At 43.2% G+C, this 20,082-nt stretch carries 14 protein-coding genes, 1 tRNA gene and 2 pseudogenes; 10 read left to right on the forward strand and 7 right to left on the reverse strand.

Annotated elements, in window-relative coordinates; all coding sequences use genetic code 11:
• Nucleotides 1-108: 108 nt before the first annotated feature.
• A pseudogene (locus tag FEM33_RS18005) lies at nt 109-446 on the reverse strand (integrase core domain-containing protein); the annotation flags it as partial.
• Between the two features lie 58 nt (nt 447-504).
• Between FEM33_RS18005 and FEM33_RS18010 the strand changes: the two are divergent.
• Both FEM33_RS18010 and FEM33_RS18015 read left to right on the forward strand, forming a co-directional pair.
• Nucleotides 505-828, forward strand: coding sequence for a transposase (locus tag FEM33_RS18010; RefSeq protein ID WP_139013370.1), 324 nt, complete (start codon nt 505-507; stop codon nt 826-828).
• Between the two features lie 274 nt (nt 829-1,102).
• Nucleotides 1,103-4,603, forward strand: coding sequence for an ELWxxDGT repeat protein (locus FEM33_RS18015; protein WP_139013371.1), 3,501 nt, complete (start codon nt 1,103-1,105; stop codon nt 4,601-4,603).
• 137 nt (nt 4,604-4,740) lie between these two features.
• Here the strand turns inward: FEM33_RS18015 and FEM33_RS18020 are convergent, their stop codons facing one another.
• A complete protein-coding gene (locus tag FEM33_RS18020; protein WP_139013372.1) occupies nt 4,741-7,707 on the reverse strand; it encodes a CBM96 family carbohydrate-binding protein in 2,967 nt (988 codons plus the stop codon).
• A 710-nt stretch (nt 7,708-8,417) separates the two neighbouring features.
• Between FEM33_RS18020 and FEM33_RS18025 the strand changes: the two are divergent.
• Nucleotides 8,418-8,825 (forward strand): annotated as a pseudogene (locus tag FEM33_RS18025) (transposase); the annotation flags it as partial.
• Nucleotides 8,826-9,006: 181 nt separating this feature from the next.
• Here the strand turns inward: FEM33_RS18025 and FEM33_RS18030 are convergent.
• Nucleotides 9,007-9,867 (reverse strand): IS3 family transposase, encoded by an 861-nt coding sequence (locus tag FEM33_RS18030; RefSeq protein WP_139013373.1) that lies wholly within the window; start codon nt 9,865-9,867, stop codon nt 9,007-9,009.
• Nucleotides 9,864-10,175, reverse strand: coding sequence for a transposase (locus FEM33_RS18035; protein WP_139013374.1), 312 nt, complete (start codon nt 10,173-10,175; stop codon nt 9,864-9,866). Before FEM33_RS18035 ends, FEM33_RS18030 begins: the two co-directional genes overlap by 4 nt.
• A gap of 646 nt (nt 10,176-10,821) precedes the next feature.
• Between FEM33_RS18035 and FEM33_RS18045 the strand changes: the two genes are divergently transcribed.
• Nucleotides 10,822-11,052 (forward strand): hypothetical protein, encoded by a 231-nt coding sequence (locus FEM33_RS18045; RefSeq protein ID WP_139013375.1) that lies wholly within the window; start codon nt 10,822-10,824, stop codon nt 11,050-11,052.
• Between the two features lie 117 nt (nt 11,053-11,169).
• On the opposite strand, the gene FEM33_RS18050 is transcribed toward FEM33_RS18045, so the two are convergent.
• The 3 genes from FEM33_RS18050 to tilS form a co-directional block, all read right to left on the reverse strand.
• Nucleotides 11,170-12,402, reverse strand: coding sequence for a tyrosine-type recombinase/integrase (locus FEM33_RS18050; RefSeq protein WP_139013376.1), 1,233 nt, complete (start codon nt 12,400-12,402; stop codon nt 11,170-11,172).
• Nucleotides 12,403-12,406: 4 nt separating this feature from the next.
• Nucleotides 12,407-12,491, reverse strand: a tRNA-Ser gene (locus tag FEM33_RS18055).
• 125 nt (nt 12,492-12,616) lie between these two features.
• The gene (gene tilS / locus FEM33_RS18060; protein WP_139013377.1) at nt 12,617-13,957 is read right to left on the reverse strand and encodes a tRNA lysidine(34) synthetase TilS; all 1,341 of its coding nucleotides are present in this window, start codon (nt 13,955-13,957) and stop codon (nt 12,617-12,619) included.
• A gap of 207 nt (nt 13,958-14,164) precedes the next feature.
• On the opposite strand from tilS, the gene FEM33_RS18065 reads away from it, so the two are divergent.
• The 6 genes from FEM33_RS18065 (at nt 14,165) to porD (ending at nt 20,081) form a co-directional block, all read left to right on the forward strand.
• Nucleotides 14,165-15,676: an OstA-like protein gene (locus FEM33_RS18065; RefSeq protein WP_229214300.1), complete on the forward strand. Its 1,512-nt coding sequence runs from the start codon at nt 14,165-14,167 to the stop codon at nt 15,674-15,676.
• Nucleotides 15,677-15,852: 176 nt separating this feature from the next.
• Nucleotides 15,853-16,467, forward strand: a complete 615-nt coding sequence (locus FEM33_RS18070) for a T9SS type A sorting domain-containing protein (RefSeq protein ID WP_139013379.1) — start codon at nt 15,853-15,855, stop codon at nt 16,465-16,467.
• A 75-nt stretch (nt 16,468-16,542) separates the two neighbouring features.
• Complete coding sequence (locus tag FEM33_RS18075) at nt 16,543-17,466, forward strand: outer membrane protein assembly factor BamD (protein ID WP_139013380.1); 924 nt, start codon at nt 16,543-16,545, stop codon at nt 17,464-17,466.
• Nucleotides 17,467-17,514: 48 nt separating this feature from the next.
• Nucleotides 17,515-17,826: a DNA-directed RNA polymerase subunit omega gene (locus FEM33_RS18080; protein WP_139013381.1), complete on the forward strand. Its 312-nt coding sequence runs from the start codon at nt 17,515-17,517 to the stop codon at nt 17,824-17,826.
• 132 nt (nt 17,827-17,958) lie between these two features.
• A complete protein-coding gene (coaBC, locus tag FEM33_RS18085; RefSeq protein WP_139013382.1) occupies nt 17,959-19,167 on the forward strand; it encodes a bifunctional phosphopantothenoylcysteine decarboxylase/phosphopantothenate--cysteine ligase CoaBC in 1,209 nt (402 codons plus the stop codon).
• Entirely contained in the window at nt 19,164-20,081 is a 918-nt protein-coding gene (gene porD, locus FEM33_RS18090) for a type IX secretion system protein PorD (RefSeq protein ID WP_229214301.1), read from the forward strand. Before coaBC ends, porD begins: the two co-directional genes overlap by 4 nt.
• The last annotated feature ends 1 nt before the right edge of the window (nt 20,082 follow it).

The following is a 20,082-nucleotide window of genomic DNA, read 5'->3' on the forward strand; positions in this document are numbered from 1 at the left end:
TGAGACCATCGGTTAAGTTTATTAACCTAATATTGAGGGTCTCCCAAATTTTGGACAATCAAAGCTGGAAAATCGGACATTTATGAGGGTCTCCCAAATTCTGGACAATCAAAGCTGAAAAATCGGGCTTTTATTTTCTTCTTTTTTCACCCGCAACCCGACTTCATCCGGGGTTAGATTTCCCAGTGAACTGTGCGGCCGAAAGCTGTTATACTCTTGTCGCCAACTTTCAATTTTTTTCTGTGCATCTTCTAAGGACAAAAATCAATGAGCATTCAAACATTCATCCGCGCGGCGTCCGCTCTGAGGCTTCCATTAAATGATTCAATAAATGGATTATCTGTTGGTTTTCCAGGCCTGGAAAAATCAAGTGTGACACCGTTATCATAACACCATTTATCTAGCACTTTGGAAATAAATTCTGCACCATTGTCGACCGCCAAGCGGCTATAATACTCCCAAAAATCTGGACAGCTACTTAAATTTCTAATTTAGTAGTTGACTATGAAAAAGGAACGTAGAAAATTCAGCGCGAGCTTTAAAGCCAAGGTGGCCATTGAAGCAATCAAAGAGGTTCAAACCGTCCAGGAACTGGCCTCTAAGTATGAGATTCATCCAACGCAGATAGCGGCCTGGAAGAGAGAGTTTCTGGAAAAGGCGGAGCTAGTGTTCAGTAAGGAATCTCCACCGACTGGGCATGACGCTGAAAATACAAAGGAGAAGGAATTATATTCCAAAATCGGAGAGCTGCAAGTCCAAGTGGATTTTTTAAAAAAGGTAAATGCAATAGGTCGCCTTGCCGACTTTCATGTTACAACATACCTTTAAACAGATACTCAGGTGTCTGTTTGACGAAGCACAATATGGATTTGGGTTTGTGTAAGTTTCATTGTTTTCACAAGTGATTTTTTAATAGTTAAGTTATCAAATTCATTCGATTTTTTTATAATTATCGATTGTCCAGCTTTGTAGGGAATGTCAAGTTTGCTACTAATTGGAAATATATGATTTTCAACTTGAATAATTGTTTTTTGTTTAATCAAAATATGTAATTTCATAGAGTAAACATAACAATGACAACAACTTGATAATCTGAAACATTATGAAAATACGTCTATTGTTTGGCATATTATTTGTTCTGCCCGGGATTATAAATGCCCAGCGCATTGAACTGTTGAAAGATATCAACCAGACTCCAACCGGCATTCAGGTTTATTCCAGTGTTACTGCCAATAATCTGCTGTTTTTTAGTCTCTCGGTAAGAAATGCCGGCCAGCTCTGGCGAACGGATGGTACTGACGAGGGCACCATTCAGCTGACGGACAATCAGGCAAATGAGAATGATTATCTTACAGATGCGGGTAGTTACATGGTTTATACCACCTATAACGGGAATGAAACCTGGCTTTACCGTAGTGACGGTACGGTCGGGGGTACTTTCTTAATTCATAAAACGGGTGTTTATTCAAGAATTACTGCGATTGCAAATGTAAACGGGACCGCCTTTTTCTCTGTTGAAGTACCGGTTTCCGAAGAGGTTGTCCGGCATCAGCTATGGAAAACCGACGGATCTGTTGCCGGAACAATGCTGGTAAAAGACTTTGGCACCACTCCGGCCGGCGAATCCGGGCTAAGCAGTCTTTTCAACTTTAATGGAAAGCTCTCTTTTATAGTCCAGGGATCACCAGCCATGCTATGGCTCAGTGACGGAACCGAAGCAGGCACACAGCCCGTAGGTACATTGACAGAAAACAATATCCAGCCTGCTGTTTTGGGTAATTACCTGTATTTCGACCAGGGCAGCGGCTTTTACAGAACCGATGGCAAAACAATCTCATTGATCAAAGATGGTTTTGTTTTCATCCGGGAGGGTCTGGTAATCGGCAATACCATCTACTTTGCTGCACGGAACACAACGTACGGAGCAGAGCTCTGGAAGTCCGACGGTACTACGGAAGGAACTGTTCTTGTAAAGGATATTTATCCCGGGCCCAGCAATTCATCCGACCCTGCTGATTTGTCCAACCTGAACGGAACCCTTTTTTTCAGGGTAAAGACTGCGGAAGGGTTCCGGCTCTGGAAAAGTGACGGCACACCGGAAGGAACCATTCAGGTATCCAGTACAGAACTCAACGTTGGCAGTTACTTTCCATCCGGATTTCGCACCGTAGGCAATCAGATTGCATTTCCTGATGAAACCGATAAACTTTACAAATCAGACGGAACAGAAGCAGGAACAAAGCAGCTTACAACATTTAGCGTCCGGATTCATGGTCAGCTCGGAAATGAAATCTATTTCTCCGGCTCGGATGGAAGCGGTACCCAACTTTACAAAAGTGACCTTACAGAAGCTGGCACAAAAGCGGTTACAAACCGGTCTGTTACCGCAGGCTCCAACCCACGACAACTGACCGATGTGAACGGCAATGCCTTTTTTATAGCTTCTCCTCAGAGCGGTCAGTTTGAGCTTTGGAAAAGTGACGGCACGCCGGATGGCACCGTGAAGATCAAAGATACCAGCACGAAAAAAAGCGATTATCCTCCGGGCTTATTAACCAATGTCAATGGAACCCTGTATTTTGTGGTAAACCAGAATGAAATCTGGAAGAGCAATGGCACTACTGAAGGTACCGTGCAGGTTTACAAGGAAAACGATCCTGATTTTATCAATCCGATTAATGAATTGATTCAGACGGACAAGATCCTTATCTACAACCAGAATTTCTTCAGAAATCATTTATGGAGAACAGATGGTACCACAGCGGGAACACGCCGCTTTACGGGCAGCAATGCAGTTGAATTGGGTACCATTACCGGGTTGACCAACGTGAATGAAACCGTATTCTTTGGCTCCCGAAGAAGTAAGTATAATGATGCTACGGATGAATTTGAATATTTTACTGACTTGTGGAAAACAAACGGTGAAACTCAGAACACAATCCTGCTGCGGACATTTAACCCGCACCTGACTTTCAATCCGGTTGCATTCAAAGGAGAACTGTATTTTGGAGCCTGGGACGAAACCAACAGTGTGGAACTCTGGAAGAGCGACGGCACCGTAACAGGCACCAAGGTCGTAAGCCAGGTTACGGACAGCCTGGGTACCATTCTGGAACAGGCGGGAACAATCGTCACTGCCGGAAATTACCTGTACTACATTACCAATGCTGCGGGAAGTTACCCGCTGGTCAGAACGGACGGAACACAGGCCGGTACAAAGGTGATCAAAAACCTGTTCCCCGGTGGAAATCTGAAAGACTTTAATCTTTACACGGCTATGGGACTCGTGTATCTCACGGCACATGATTCTGACAATAACCAGGAACTCCTCTGGAGAACGGACGGAACTGCGGAAGGAACTTATCAGCTTGGCACTTTTGATGCATTTGAGTCCAGTGATTTTGGAAAACCAAGGCCGGCCATCCGCATAAAAGGGGAAGTGAACGGTAAGCTTTTGTTTGTGCCGTTCAGCCGGCAACTCGGCGATCAGCTCTGGACTACGGACGGAACATCAGAAGGCACCATCATGCTCACGCCGCCTGTTTCAACACCCTATGATTTTACCATTTCTCCAACAGTCCGCTACGGCAATCTTTTCTATTTTGTCATGCATGATCCGCAAACCGGAACAGAGCTCTGGCAAAGCGACGGCACGCCGGAAGGCACGCACCTTGCCGCAGAACTGAACCCGAAAGGCAACGCAGTGATCACCGAATTGGCCCTCATAGGCGGTACGCTGTTCATGTCGGCAGGTGATGGCAATACAGGCGTGGAACTTTATAAATATATCCAGTCACCCGCTGAGGATCAAACACTATATCCCGTGGCAGATGCATTTATACGCAATGTGCCTTTTGAGAAAACCAACTTTGGTACCAGTCAGGAACTGGGCGTAAAAGCCGGCAGCCGAGAAGGGTATCAACGGAAAACATACTTAAAGTTCCCGCTTGTCAGCAAAGGCAACGTAACGTCGGCCAGGCTCAGGATCTACGGTTTTAATTACCAGAATGAACAGCAAGTCCAAATGGCCGTGACAGGCATTGAAAACGACAATTGGACAGAAACGGGCATTATCTGGCCGAATGCACCTTCGGTTTCGGGCGAACTGCTGGATTCGGTATTTGTAAATGATCAGCAACGGTACCACGAACTGGATGTAACCAGCTTTGTGCAAGCGCAGCTTGCGGGTGACAAGACGGCTACTTTTGTCCTGACCAATCCTACGGAAAGCAACATACGCCTGTTTTTGAGCAGCCGTGAAAACAAAGTGAACCCGCCGGAGCTGATCATATCCAGCCACAACGACTCTGATGCAAGAAGGTCAGCTATGAATGAACCGGAAAAAAAGCGCAGAGAAGCCTCTGTTCTCTATCCCAATCCGGTGCGGGACCGGTTTTCCGTTCAGCTTTCAGAACAGCATAAAGGGAATGCACAGCTCCTGCTCACCTATCCGAACGGCAAAACACAAAAGCTCCATACGGCTGGCAGCACACCACAGATGCAAGTTGATATTTCCTCCATGAAGCTCACAACCGGAAAATACCTGCTTCAGGTAAAATCCGACTCACATCAGGAAACTTTCAGCGTGATTGTTTCCAACTGAGAATGCGTATAGCAATTTTTTAAATTTTATTTCTTACAGCTATTTTTCTGAAAGTTACTGTAAGAAATAAAATGATATAGCAAAGGGCATTGAAAGAAGTTGAAAAGCCAAAACGAAACAAACAAATAGACTGTCACTTACTCTGCCACCATTACCTTGATTGTTTCAACAGCCTGCTCGGACTGAATCTGCAGCAAGTAAATGCCCGGTTTCAAAGACAGGTTTGAAATGTCAATGACATCAGTACTCGCCTGTTGAATAGACCTTTTGACAGCAAAAGATCTTCCTGACCGATCAATCAGTTTCATGGCCATGTCACCTTCATGCCTGCCGGAAAGTTTTAGTCTGATCTGCTTTTTCACAGGGTTCGGAAAAACAACGGAACCGCTTTCTTCTTTCCGGAACGCTTCTGCCACAAGCTGCGGTTCTGCCGACGCTCTGGCAGCGTTGCCGACCGGCCTGTGCGAGGTAACAAGCAGTTGCGGGGCAAAACCGGATGCATTTTCCTTGCTGTGAAATACCAGTTTTTTGTTTACAAAAAAAGGATTTTTCAGCACCAGACTGACTACTTTATCGCCGGCAACTTGCGACTGAACAAAATCGGTTACGTCTACTTCTCTGTATCCCGGGTCATCGTTGATCGTCGTATGGGACAGTTCCTGTGGATTGTTCTGCGGTGCATTGTTGTAAGTAATGCCTGTTTCTGTCCATGAATCATTATCAACGCTGTATACAAACGTGCCTACCTTCATCGTGCTTTGCACATTTACCCCGTAAATCCTGAGCCTCGCGGAAGTAATCTGCTCGAAGCCGTTCAACTGGAATTTCAGATAGGTATTTCTGGTGATGTTTAATTCACCGGATTTCACGATCAGCTCGGGCGCCGTACCAAAATTTTCGTCTGGAAAGTAGGTATGTACATAGGCATCAGCGACGACAGGCAATGTGCTGATGGTCTTGACATATTCATTTTGCGGAACAATTTCAATGGCTGAAACCGAAGGCAGGTTTGCAGCTCCGCTGATAAAATCAATGTTGATTGTGCCGTCCGTAACGCTCACCGGAAATGTTTCTTCGATGGCAGTCAAAGGACCGTTTCCCTTGGCATAAATATCATAGTCGGCCAGCTTTCTTTCTCCTTCCACATCGACATGAAAACGCCTTGAACCCGGCCCGTAATTGTACCCGTCGGGAACACCAAACCAGATTTCGGCAAAGTGCAGCACAACCACATAGTCGCCATTGTTGACAGGAATATTGTACTGAAAGGAAGTTGCGCTGCGTTCGGTCCGGTAAAGTTCATCGTCGGCTGTGTATTGAATTCCGTTTGCGTCCGAAGTCTTGTAAGTACGGTCCACTCCGCTATAATATTGATCGGCACTAAAAACGCGGCCGTCAGAAGTTGTAAATCCGCTGCCCCCTGCATCTATGCGGATGGTCACCAGCGATTCAAGCGGTTTTACAATCAAATTTACTTCCAATGTATCACTGGTATAACCGGAGGCTCTGGCAATGACTGACGTTGTATAAGTACCTGGAAGCAATCCTGCGGCGTTAATACCAAATGAAAGGGTACCTGCGGAAGGTGCAGGCAAAACCAGCCATGAATTATCAAGGGACTTTGTCAGCGTAACAACCGGGTTTCCCTGAAAAGCTTTCAGATAAACAGTCTTTGGTACCGTGGAAGCACCCTGTACGAGATTGAAATCCAGTTTTGATTCTGAAAAAACAAGGCGGTTATCAACGGGTGGCGCTGCCAGTTTTACCAACCAGAAATCCTCATAGAATCCATGGCCTGGTTCGGACTTGTCTGCGCCTGCATCCGAGGCAGAAAACCCTCCCAAAATAAAGCCTCCGTCCGCAGTTGGTTCCAGATGGTAAAGGACATCGCCAGACAACCCTCCGATTGTTTTATCCCATTGCCGGACGCCATTTGCATCTGTCTTAATGATCCAGTAATCATCACCGCCCCTGCCCTTCCGGTCTTCGGATTTGTCATTCCCGGCATGTTCATTGGATCCACCCCCTATTAAAAAGCCGCCGTCCGGAGTGGGCCGCACTGCATAGAGCGTCGCTGTGGGCGCCGGGTCTGAAATTGGATTGGTGACCGGGCCGCCCACATACGTTTTCCGCCAGACCAATGTTCCCGTACTGTCTAATTTAACCAGCACATACGGCGCATCCGATACGGACTGATCCTGAACCGCTGCCAGATAGCCTCCATCGCTGCTCGGAATGATATCGTTTATTTCTGTGCTGAGCATGCCCAGGTTTCTGGTCCAAAGAATGCTGCCTGTGGCAGAAAGTCGGGCTACGAATGCTTCGGCACTGCTGGCATTCAGTGCCCTTACGCCGCCACCCAGTATGTAGCCGCCATCCGGCGTGATATCAATTCTTGTAAACCGCTCCGAATGGCTGCCTCCGATGCTCTGCGTCCATTGTATGTTTCCAGCCGAGTTGATACGAACCACCCAGATATCGCGCGAACCGGCAGAAGGCTGCGTCTTGTCGGCCCCGGTCCCAGATAGGGAAGAACCGGCAAGAATGTATCCGCCGTCTGCAGTCTGTTTGGCATCTTCCAGCAGATCTTCACTGGTGCCGCCAATGGTTTTGTCCCAGATCTTATTTCCGTTTGCGTCAATTTTAACAATCCAGAAATCGCCGCGCCTTCCATTGCCGGCAACTTTATCGTTTGCACCCTTCTCGGATCCTGCATCAGATTTGGAATAACCTGCAAGCACATAGCCGCCATCAGCAGCCTGAAACGTCTGAACAAGCCGGTCGTCCATTGCTCCGCCAAAAGTTTTATCCCATTGCTTGGTTCCGTCCGAAGAGATTTTAACAACCCAGTAATCAAAGTCCCCCCGGCCAGCCTGTGTTTTGTCGCCACTTACCGGTCCGCCAGAGAATCCGCCTGCAATAAAGCCGCCATCCGAAGTAGGCCTTACACTTGTAAGAACGTCACTGGAGGTGCTTCCCAGGGTCTTTTCCCATTGCAGCAAAGGCTGCGCAATTAAACTTGTATTCAAGTGCAAAAACACAATGGCAATCATGCACCGGGTGAAGGTTTCCAGGATCGCACGGAAATATAGATTTGTTTTCATAGGGCTGGTTTAAAATTTTGAAAGACAGGCACTTAGTTAGAAGCTACTACCATATTAGATCTACTGTGTATACTTAAAAAATTGGATTTCAGCTAACGAGCTCTTACATAATCAGCCAGTGGTTTATATTGGCTTTGCAAGACATCGATAAGACAGCCAATCCTATGTTGCTGAACATGTACCTTGCTTAAGCCGGAAGGATTCGCTAGCTACCAGGTGGCTTGTATTACTCCTCTGCAAAAAAATAGAAAGAAGCAATGGTTTGTGACAGAATCATATTGAAAGAAGTATACTACTAGAAAGAAGCTGAGAGTATAATAATCTATAACAAGTATTGTATTAATCTCGCTTTCTTTTATTGCTTGGTAAGATCAATCCGCTGATTAAAGTATTGTTGTGACAAGTGAATCAACTCTCATGCATAGTAAAAAAGCATTTTGGATTTAAAATCTTCACTTTCCTTGTTTAGCTCACTTGCCAAGACTTCTGCTTTGTACTTTTCAATTAACGCATTGCTTCTTAGCTGGTGTTTTTCAGCAAGTTGCTTTTCTTCTTCATTAAGGTTATTAGCTGTTTTTATTGGTATAAATGTATATCTTTTAAACGCGTAACAATAATTTCATTAACTGACCTCCCCCCGCAAAACTGGACAATTGATAACTAGAGAAAATCTGGCGATTTTGATAACTTAACCATTAGAAAAATCGCTTATGAAAACAACAAAATTCACGGAAGCGCAGATCATTTTTGCGCTTCGACAGGCGGACACCGGAGTGCCCGTTTCAGAGGTTTGCCGTAAAATGGGAGTCAGCGAGGCAACCTATTACAATTGGAACCGCGGCGGCGGACCGCAAGAAGTACGCCGGTTTAGGTGTACCTGAACTGCGGAAACTCCGGCAACTCGAGGAGGAAAACCAAAAATTGAAACAACTTGTGGCCGACCTAAGTTTGGACAAGCAGATGTTACAGGATGTGCTCAAAAAAAAGCTTTAAGGCCGGCCCAGAAGCGGGTGCTGGCCGCAAGCTTAATGAAAAACTACCGGGTTGCTACCATGCGTGCATGTTCAGTCGTTTGCCTGCAAAGATCCTGTTGGTATTATAAACCGCACCGGCGTGATTGTTTCGAACCCCTATTATTCGGACTATTTTAGCAAATCAGTTTAGAAGACTTTGCACCTTATTTACCAACGCAAAGGTAGCCTTCGCTCCATGATTGTCAAGGGCTTCGCAAGTTCCTCCTGCGTCGGAACCCTTGACAATCATTCCACTCTCAGCTGTTTTTGCATTGGGCAAATAATTCTAGAAAAATAATTGCCAGTATTTTTCCGGACTCATCATTTTGATAGATCCATGCCTTCGTTTACTGTTATAAAAGCGGTAATAATCTGCAATTTTCCACTTTGCATAATGGTAGGTATCAAACCAGTAATGCCTAATCACTTCTCGATCCAAGATACTATGCAGCGCTTCAATATGGCCGTTCTCTTCTGGTGTTGCCACATGTGTGAACTCCTGCACAACATCATTTTCTTTTAAATATTCCCTTACTAAATGAGCTATAAATTGACTGCCATTATCATTTCTTAATCGAATGCCCTTTACCTGGTATTCCTGCAACACGCCGTCCAGCAGTAAAACTACATCGTGCTTTTTGATACTCGGCTTTAAAACATGGCCTAGCACCTTACGGGTACAGATATCAATGACCGTTAGCAAAAATACATTCCGTTTTTCTCCATGGATGTACACGTATTTGATGTCCATAGCTAAAAACTGCATTGGGTACTTAGCTTCTACCTTCCGAACCTTGACAAACTCCCGTTTTCCAGAAGTCAAAATAGCTTTTTTGTTTAAGAGCAGTTTCTCATCAGCCATCAACCTGTAAGTCTTTTTTGGATTGATAATAAAGCCTGCGTCCCTGAGCTCTGACGTGGTTTTCTGATAACCATAGCAAATGAATTCTTCATTCAAGATCTTCCTGATAGCTCCAACAACTTCTTGGTTAGGTACCGAACTGCCAGTAACAGTCATCGTATGCGTGCTGGGCTTTCTGCCAGGCCTATTTTCAGACTGTCGATAATACCAGCTGCTCTTATGCTCTGAGAACCAGGCAAGTAAACGGCTGAGCCTAACTTTGCACTTGAACTTTTCGACTGTCATCTTCCTTGCATGCGCATCTGTTCCGTTTTTTTTAAAAGCTCAGTTTTAACAGCCAGCTCTAAAGCCTGGTCAGCAACAATCCTTTTCAAGCGTTCATTTTCCTGCTGGATGGCCCGTAGTTCCGGATTAATGGTTTTGTACTGCGGTAGAAGCCCGTCCTTACCCTTGAGCTCGAACTGGTGCTTCCAGCGGTAAAACAAAGCCTGTGATAATTCGAATTTGCGGCAGGTCGTCAACATGCCCTCAGATTCAGCCTCCCGTAGAATCTGCATTTTTTGCTCTAATGTAAATTGTCTGCGTTTTCCCATTTGAAATCTAATTTAACTCTACTAAATCTTTTTTAAAATTTAGTCCGGTTAATTTGGGGGCTAGAACACTTTTGCTGACGCAGATAAATTTGACATTATCATCTATGGCCACTCCTGTTCAAATACTGATCGAACACTCTTAAACACGTTGTTTGAACATCCAAACTGTATTTCAATTCAGCCATTTTTACGTAAACCAGAAAGCGCCTCGATCTATACTAATATATACAGATGTTTTAAAGATAAGGCATTAATGCGCAAACGTGTAGTAGATGCAACAAATACGATAAGAGGTTTCTAGCTCTTATTTTAATTTCAATTATGCTATGATTATAATCAGGTTTTAGCATTGTTACGACCTAATTGCTTTTAGCTTGTCATACGTTTATTACATTTGCATATCTAATTTGATTCATGGAAAGACTATATATTGTTGCCCTTATCTGGGCCGTTGCAAACTTGATCCTTTTTGGCTTAATGATGTTCATTAAAAAAAATGCAGGTTCACACGATCTGTTTGTTGTTTGCCGGATTGCTTTGTCTGCCAGTATGATCATGATGCTACTTTATGGTTTGGGTTTTTACAAACTCGACAAAAGCGGAATCCTTTTTTCTTCAATACATACACACTTAAATATTAAAATTCATGAAACTTGAAATTCCTTTTGAGCCGCACGTTTACAAATTCTTGACTTCTCTGGAAATGTACGGAGCCAAGTTGCCACTCAAAGCAAAAAAGGATAATATCTTAGGTCTGGTTATTATTATGCTTGCCACAAAAGGAACCATCGAGTTAGGGGACTACTACCATGACCGGTTGTTGCCGGTTGAATCCACTTTATCATCGAGAAGGAATTCATTAAGGAAGAGAACTTAATGTATGACGACCAGCTGCTTTCCATGATGTTTGAAATGAAAGTAATTTTTTACGCGCTTGGCTACATGGCTTGTCAAGGTAGTGAGCGTGGTGCCATTTCAAAACTTTAGGAGTTAATCACCACTTGTAAGTATGCAAGTTAGGATCCGTTCTCAGGCCTAATGATTTCAGGTAAATATCTGTAATCTGCACGGATGAATGACGAAGAAAGTTTTGAAGCTCCTTCAATCCGATACCTGCCAAATAAGCATTTACAGCACCGGTATGCTTCCAGGAATAAAACGTATATCCTTTATTATCTAATCCCAATTCCTTCAATGCTTTTTCATGTCTTCTGAATGGTACCTGTTTTCCAGACACCTTAATTCCTGGCTTCAAACCGGATGAGAACAGCAGTAAATTCGGTTTCTTGTCTTTGAGAATTCCGGAATCATCCATGTGCTTCATAAGTGGCGGAATGATCGGAGCTGTTTCAGTTTTGCCGTTTTTGCTTATCATACCTTTTATTGTAATGTACCTGTTTGCTGTACTTACATCTTCAATCCGGATGTTGAGAAGTTCACCCGGCCGGATAAAAGCGTAATAAATAAAACGGGTAAAAAGAAACACTTCCGGTTCGTGCTCCATCAGGTAAGATTCAATGATTGCCCTGTCCTCATCGGTTATCGCGATATTCTTGTTGGTAGCTTGTTGTTTCAGCTTGTTAATCTTGAACGGGCTTTCTTTTAAGGCCGTCCGGCTTTTCATGTGACCATATACCGTGTTCAAATGAACCAATGTGTTGTTGGCTGTCCGCGGCGAGTTCTTCAACGTAATAATCAAATGATCCCTGAACCGGATGGCATCCTGTGTAGTGTAGGCTGAAACATCTACCGGATCAACCAGAAAATCCTTCAGTTTGGCAATTGCAGAATTATAGGTAACCACGGATTTTGGCCGCAAAGTCGGGCTGATTGTGGAAAGTGTTGCTTCCAGACTTAGGATCAGTTCATTTTTAGATTCTGTTACAATGTCGGTTGCTGGTGAAGGCTTTTTAGGTGCAAAGTGGAATCCTTGTTCCAGAAGTTTGTTGGCTTTTGCAATAAGCTTGTTGGCATGCTCTACCCTACTCTTTTTGTCCCGAAATGACATCGGGATCTTGATCCGCTTACGGACCAGCTTTTCTTCCAGCTCGGACCAGGCGTAAAATTCAACAAACCATTCTTTGGAAAGATCGCCTTTCCTGTCCCTGAGAACGGCTCTTTTATAAGGTAAGTGTGTGTTGTGATCTTTAACCATATCGTTCAATACATTTGTCCCGATATTTGTCCCGAAAACTAAAAATGCCCCTACTGAGTACAGTAAGGGCATTCTGCAGAGAGAGAGGGATTCGAACCCCCGGACCTGTTACAGTCAACGGTTTTCAAGACCGTCGCAATCGACCACTCTGCCATCTCTCTAAAAATCATTTCGCCAAATGCGAAACGTGGTGCAAAGGTAAAAACAAATTTTATAAGTGCAACAAGTGACCCTATATTTTTAAATCTTTAACTTGATCCGTAATTGTACCGGATGCCCGTTTTTCCTACTTTTGATTTTGCGAGATTATAATAACTTGTCTTGTATAATCCTGAATACGAAAGCGTTCGTCTGATCTTACGCCTACAACCCAGATGATTTCGCCATTCCTATTTTCCAGTATATAAATATTTTCTTTTTGAAATAAATCGAATTTAAGGTCAACCAACAGATCACTGATTTTCTTCTTTTTCCCTTTCATCCCAAAAGGCATAAAATAATCTCCTGTTTTCCATTTTCTGATCGTCAATGGAAAAATCAGTTTAACAGCATCTATGTATGCAGTGTGTTTTTCTTTACTGATCACTAACTCATCAACGTCCAGAACCTTGCTGAAAGTAAGCGAATAATACGGCAAAACAATATTAGTATCCGGTTCTGTAACGTATATATTGTTTACATCCTCAGCACCCTGTTTCGGTTTAAGAATCAGCTCACTCCTGTCCATCAGCAGGCTGTGTGTGGATGATGAAAACAGTCTTCCTGAAATGCCGCTGAGATTATTTCCTATTTGCCGGACCTGACTATATGTAAATCCAAAATCCTGCAAAATTGACCATAGTCTGTAAATCGGTTCATTTGCGGAGATTATTTTGCTGATCGGTATGCGTACAAGTTCATTTTCAATGTGCAATACCTCCTTTTTCCAATCTTCAAGATACACCCTGAGCAAATTGTCTGCTGCTTTTAGCCGTTCAGAGCTTGAAACAAAAGTTGATTCCAGTGACGGATTCATTTCCCTGAATACCGGAATTACTTTGTGCCTGATCAAATTGCGCTTGTAATCATCCGAATCATTGGAGCGATCTTCCCGCCATTTCAAATCGTGCGCTGCTGCATAATTCATTATTTCTTCACGGCTTGCAAAAAGAAGCGGCCGGATGACAAAATTATTTCTGGAAGAAATTCCGTACAAACCGGAAATACCCGTTCCTCTTACGAGATTTAACAAACTGGTTTCCAAAGAGTCATTGATATGATGAGCCGTGGCAATCCATTCCAGGTTGTAAGATTTCCTGACCTCTTCAAACCAGCTGTACCTTAGCTCCCGAGCCGCCATCTGTGTAGATACAGATTGTTCCCCAGCAAACAACCTGGTATCAAATTTCTTTGAAACAAACGCAAATCCATAGGCTTCTGCAAGTTGATTTACAAAGGTCTCGTCACCATCAGACTCCGCTCCTCTCAAACTAAAATTACAATGTGCGACAACCGCAGCATATCCCATTTTGTAGAATAAATGCGTCATAACCACAGAATCGACCCCCCCGCTTACCGCAAGTAAACAAGATTGGTCTCGGAGATCAAGCCCCTGCTGGTTAATAAAAGTTAAAAAAGAATCCAACATGAACCTTGAAGAGGTATTTGATGTAATTTTGCGTATATAAGTAAACTTTATCTTTTACAGTGCAATGGTACAACGGGCACAACCAAAGGTAAAAGAAAGAACACCAACATGAATAAAAAAATATATATAACAAACTGCAACCCTTTAAAACTTTTGTGCGTCTTCGGTATTAAAGGAAATTTATCCTTTGCAGTGTTCTTTGTCATCATGATTGTCTCATCTTTTCCGGGCGTGCAGCAGGTCTTGGCGCAAGTTAAGCCGGCACAAAGTGAGGATCTGGTGGAAATACTTAAATCGGATGAGCTGGAACTTATCAATGAAAACGGTATTGATTCCAGGCGTGTAACCAACGGCGTTTTCAGGCACAAAGGTGCTCTTTTATACAGTAATCTGGCCATTCAGAATATCAGCACCAACGTGATTGAAGCTTTTGGAAATGTAAAAATTGTTCAGGGCGATACGGTGACGGTTACAGGCGATACGCTTTATTATTACGGAAATACGCGCCTCGCTATTGTCAGCGGTCGAAAAACAGTACTTAAAGACCGCAAACGTACGCTTACTACGCAGAAAATAGAATATAATATGGCTCAGGGAATAGCCAGTTACAAGGTTCCCGGCCGCACGGTGGATGAAGAAAATATTCTGACCAGTACAGAAGGTTTTTACAATACGGCAACAAAGGAATTTACTTATTATAAAAATGTAAAACTGGTCAATAAAAAATATACGCTTACAACCGATACGCTGCTCTATCATTCGCTGACAAAATGGTCCTATTTTAACGGAGACACCAAAATCACGAACAAAGACGGTACCGTTAAAGGCACAAAGGGCCGCTATAACACCGAATCTGCAGAGTCCGCATTTCAGAACAGAACAACGGTTGACAATGAAACGTATACACTGACCGCAGATTCGCTGGAAGTAGACGGAAAGAGCAACAATGGAAAAGGAAAAGGAAATGTTGTAATCGTTGCAAAAAAAGATAAAACCATACTGAACGGCGACGAAGGATATTATTGGAAAACGGCAGGTTATTCAAAAATATTCGGCCATGCATACGTCAGAAATGTAGTTGCCGAGGATACCCTTTACATTCGTGCCGACACTTTGTATTCTTATGAAAACAGCAGGGACAGCACAAGAAAGCTGATCGGAAACAAAAATGTTTTTATCTATAAATCTGATTTTCAGGGCAAATGCGACTCCATAAGCTACAATACAGCAGATTCTGTCATCCGTTTTTTTCAGAAACCGATACTCTGGAGCGAGCAGCATTATCAGATGGAAGCCGATTCGATCACTGCATTTCTTGTAAACAACCAGATTAACCGGATGCTGCTGAAAGGAAAATCTTTTGTGATTACCGAAGATACGCTTGTAAAACAGTTTAATCAGGTCAAAGGCCGTACAATCAATGCGTATTTTCAAACGGGCAACAAGCTGAAACAAGTGCTGGTGGATGGAAATGGAGAAAGTGCTTATTATGCAGTTGACGATAAGGAAAAGAATATCGGGCTTAACCGGGTGGAATGCGGAAGAATGAATCTTTTGTTTGAAGACAACCGGGTCCAGGGAATTTCCTTCATTGGAAAGCCGGACGGAAGACTGATTCCCCCGTCAAAAATAAAGCTGACAGAGAGACAATTAGAAGGATTTAACTGGCGGATCACGGAAAAACCAACCCGCGAAAAAACGATTTGGGCGGAGTTATAAAAAACATTTAAAAATATTACAAAAAACTTTTCAAACGGCATGGTTTTTTATTTGGAAAAATAAAGACAGACGTTCACACAATATATTTTGAATATACAATTATTTCTCTATATTTTTGTAGTGTACTTTAACTATGTTGATGAAAATATTAGTCAAAAGTATCCTGATTATCAGCTATGAAAAGAACTATACTTTATTTTATTATATTGATCGCATTAACCTGGCAAGGGCTTAGTGCACAAACGGTTTCGAATGGAAGCCGGCTGAATATGGTCGGCAAGAAAAAACCGGCTTCTGGTGAAAACATGAAATTTGCAGGCCTTGCATCGGGTCTGACTTACAAGCCTTTGTCGTTGCAAAATCCGAAAGCGCTTAACAGTTTTTACCGTTCATTTCTTTTTTCGACACCAAGCGCTTCGGAAAGCACCAGTGTTCAGGTCACTGAAATCGTTGAAAAAAATCCTGAAAAAAGAAGCCCGGCAATAGAAGCACCTGTAAAAGTAGAAGAGCAGTTGTTTGTTAATGAAAAGATTTCTGTTTCCAACATGTATCCAAATCCGGCCAGCGAATATGCTGATCTTGATTTCAACATAGCTTCGGGCATCAGAGATGCAAAAGTAATTATCTACAATGTCCTTGGCTCTCAAATGGTTGAGCTGCCACTAAACAAGAATGAAAGAAAGATAAGGGTAAATACCAAAGATATGCCGACAGGACTCTACTTTTATCAGCTGTCGCTCGACGGCAAAAAGGTAGCAACAAAAAAAATGCTTGTACGTCATCAGCAATAAGCTCATTCTAACACTATATAAGCTACGCATTCGTTAGGAATGGTGTAGCTTTTTTTTATTACCTTTGCAGTTAATATGCGAAAAAACAGTTTAGCAAGTTATTTCTTGCTTTTTATCACGCTTCTTGTTTTTACTTCCTGCAGTAAATTTTCTAAATTACAGAAAACCGGTACGGACCAGGAAAAGTATGATGCTGCCATGTCATACTACAAAAAAGGGGATTTTTACAAATCCGGCCTGTTGTTCGAAGAGCTGATTCCGCTGCTTAAAGGAAGTACCGAATCCGAACTGGCGCAGTTCTATTATGCCTATACGCAGTATCAGCAGAGCCAGTATAATACGAGCCAGTTTCTGTTTAAAAAGTTTTATGATACTTATGCGCGCAGTGATTATGCTCAGGAAGCATTGTATATGCATGCATTTTCTCTTTACAAGGATTCCTCGCCTTACAATCTCGATCAGACAAGTACATTTACGGCCATTTCTGCCATGCAGGATTTTATCAATACTTATCCTGAAAGCGCGTTCCGTGAAGAATGTACAAAATACATACTGGAACTGCGGTCAAAGCTGGAAAGAAAAGCTTACGAAAGAGCCAAGCTTTATCATAAGGTCAGCGATTTTAACATGATGTCCCTGAAATCGGCTGTTATTTCCATTGAGAATTTCCGTAAGGATTTTCCGGATTCGCAGTACAATGAAGAGCTTGCATTTTTGAAAGTCGAATCGCAGTACAATCTGGCTTCCAACAGTTTTACCGGCAAGCAAAAAGATCGTTATCAGGACGTTATCAAATTTTATCAGGAACTGATCGACAAATATCCGACCGGCAAATTCAACAGGGATGCGGAAAGGATGTTTGAAGACAGTCAGAAACAATTAGAAGTTATTGCAAAGGCTGATCTGGAAAGACAGAAATTACTGCAAACCGAGCCCGAGCCGGATAATAAACCGACGAAAGTAACTGCTCCGACTACTCCGGAAGCAAAAGCGCAGTAAACCGGACTTAATCACTACATTAAAAAATTCAACTAGATAAAACCAATTATGGCAACGAATCCATCAATTATCACGCGGGATACGGACAAAATAGCGGACGTAACCGGAAATTTATATGAGTCGGTATCAGTAATTTCAAAAAGAGCACGTCAGATATCCAGCAAAATGAAAGAAGAGCTGAATAACAAGCTGGCAGAATTTGCATCCGGCGTAGATAACCTTGAAGAAGTTTTTGAAAACAGAGAGCAAATCGAAATCTCCAAATTTTACGAACGCATGCCGAAAGCAGGCAGCATTGCTATCGATGAATTCATAGAAGGCAAAACGTATCACAGCTACCGCGAGAATTCGGAAGAATAATCGGAAACATAAAAAAGCAGCCGCAAGAGTATTTTGCGGCTGCTTTTTTATGTATGAACCAAAATAAATCTGAATGTAAAAGGTAACTTTATACCTTCATAATCCGTTCCACTTCAATAATCAGAATACGAGTTGAATCTTAAAGGAAAGAAAATACTGCTCGGCGTTTCCGGAAGTATTGCTGCATACAAGGCTGCATTGCTTGTCAGGCTGCTGGTTAAGCAGGAAGCGGAAGTTAAAGTGGTCATGACCGAGTCGGCAAAAGACTTTATTACGCCGCTTACTTTGTCCGTGTTGTCCAAAAATCCGGTTTTCAGTTCATTTTCCAACGATGCGGACGGCACATGGAATAATCATGTCGAACTTGGGCTTTGGGCCGATGCAATCATCATTGCGCCTGCAACCGCAAAAACTTTGTCCAAATGCGCAACCGGAAATTGTGATGACTTGCTTACAGCCGTTTACCTGTCTGCAAGATGCCCGGTTTTTTTTGCACCCGCCATGGATGCGGATATGTTTCAGCATGGAACGACCAAACAGAATATCCATACTTTAATTTCATTTGGAAACCATTTCATAGATCCGGATCATGGCGAACTGGCCAGCGGGCTCACCGGTGAAGGGCGGCTTGCGGAGCCGGAAAAGATCATTCACGAGCTTTCGGTATTCTTTTCCAGAGTTCCGGTTGCTGCGCGGAAAAAAGTACTGATCACTGCCGGCCCGACGCTGGAAGCAATTGATCCGGTGCGCTATATCGGCAATCGTTCCTCGGGAAAAATGGGTTATGCCATTGCCTCGGCCTTTTCAGCTGCCGGCGCATCCGTAACGCTGATCAGCGGCCCGACCAGTCTGAAATCTGCGGATCAGTCGATTAAGCTGCATTCGGTGCAAAGTGCAAAGGAAATGTTTGAGGCTGCAAGTGCGGAATTTGACCAGCATGATGTTGTCATTTTTGCTGCTGCTGTTGCCGATTACACACCCAAATACGTTGCCGGACAAAAGATCAAAAAACAGGGTTCCGAAATGAGCCTTGAACTGACGCGTACGCCGGACATTGCCGGAACACTCGGAAAGCTGAAAAAAGAAAATCAGCTGCTCATCGGTTTTGCGCTGGAAACAGAAAATGAACTGCAATATGCCATCGACAAGCTGGAACGGAAAAATTTTGACTACATTATTTTGAACTCGCTGAACGATCCCGGCGCTGGCTTTGCACACGATACGAACAAAATTACCGTTATTGACAAAGACAAAAATGTGAGCCATTTCAACCTTAAATCAAAGGAAGATGTTGCCCGTGATATTTTAAATATTGTTTTAGCCAAATGGATGGAGGCATGAAAAAGATACTTTTTTTACTGTTGCTGTTTTTCTTTTTAAAAGCTCCTGAAAGTTTATACGCACAGGAATTTCAGTTTACGGTTAACCTGAATTATGAGCAGCTCGTTGCCCAGCAAAAAACAGATCCGCAGTCGATGAGTCAATTGCAGACTTACATGAACGATTTTCTCAACAATACGCGCTGGACAAACGACGAGTTTAACAAAGAAGAAAAAATCAAATGCAAGCTCAACGTGAACCTCACGCGTTCCCTGAACCAGGGAAGTTATGAAGGGAACGCACAGCTTGTGGTTTCAAGGCCGGTTTACAATTCCAGTTACGAAACGGTACTTTTTACTTATGTAGACAAGAATTTTACATTCTCCTATTTGCCGAGTACGCAGCTGTATTTCAATGAAAACAGTTACACTGAAGAACTGCCTTATATTCTGGCATTTTATGCAAATGTCGCACTTATCTTTGATTACGATTCTTTCAGCAGAATGGGCGGCTCGCCTTATGTTCAGAAAGCCTTTAACCTTGTAAATCAGGCACGTAATTCTTCTCCGAACAAAAGAGGATGGGACTCCAACGGCGACACGCGCAACCGCTACTGGCTGATTGAAAACCTGATGAGCCAGCAATTCACGCCTTTCCGGGAAGGAATGTACAAGTATTACCGCGAAGGCCTTGATATTGCCATTCAGAACCCTGCTGGAACACGTGCAAGCGTACTGGAATTTCTGGATATCCTGAGCAGTGTAAATCAGCTCAGACCGGCAAGCGTGGTGATCAATTCGTTTTTTGATGCAAAATCGGATGAACTGTATAAAATCCTGATTGAAGGTTTACCTGAAGAAAGGGCGCAGGCATACAATATCCTCGTAAGCCTCGACCCTTCCAAAACACAGCTTTATCAAAGGCTCACGCTTTAAC

This window comes from Dyadobacter flavalbus (assembly GCF_006149045.1).
GTDB lineage: Bacteria > Bacteroidota > Bacteroidia > Cytophagales > Spirosomataceae > Dyadobacter > Dyadobacter flavalbus.